A 463-nucleotide genomic window follows, 5' to 3' on the forward strand; every position below is an offset into this window, starting at 1 on the left:
CGGGCGACCGGATCGGGCAGATCGATCTCGATATGCTGCCCCCCGATATTCTCGGCGATCCGGGCGAACTGGGCGGCGGGGCGACCGCGATTATGGGTGCGCCGCTCCGCGAAGCGCGCGAGACCTTTGAGCGGGAATATCTGCGCGTGCAGATCCGCCGCTTCTCCGGCAACATCTCCCGCACCGCCAATTTCATCGGGATGGAGCGGTCGGCACTGCACCGGAAGCTGAAGCTGCTCGGCATTACCGAGGTGCGCGAGGATTAATCGACTGGATCGGTGGACGAAACGATCGTGCATCCCTAGATTAGAGGACGGGTACACCACCTAACTCGACGCCGGAACCGGCGCGCTGCGGGAATCCCCCGCCAAGAACAAAGGATCGACCGATGGCCGACAAGCACACCTCTCTGCAAGACCTGTTCCTCAACGCCCTGCGCCGCACCAAAACCCCGATCACGATG

1 protein-coding gene is annotated in these 463 nt (G+C 63.1%); it reads left to right on the forward strand.

From position 1 onward, the window contains the following. Window positions 1–266 (forward strand): helix-turn-helix domain-containing protein (locus AACY52_RS30895; RefSeq protein ID WP_339561479.1); only part of this gene is annotated, 266 nt, incomplete at its 5' end. Window positions 267–463 lie beyond the last annotated feature (197 nt).

It is taken from the genome of Pseudomonas sp. EA_65y_Pfl1_P113, assembly GCF_963970525.1.
Lineage (GTDB): Bacteria > Pseudomonadota > Gammaproteobacteria > Pseudomonadales > Pseudomonadaceae > Aquipseudomonas > Aquipseudomonas tritici.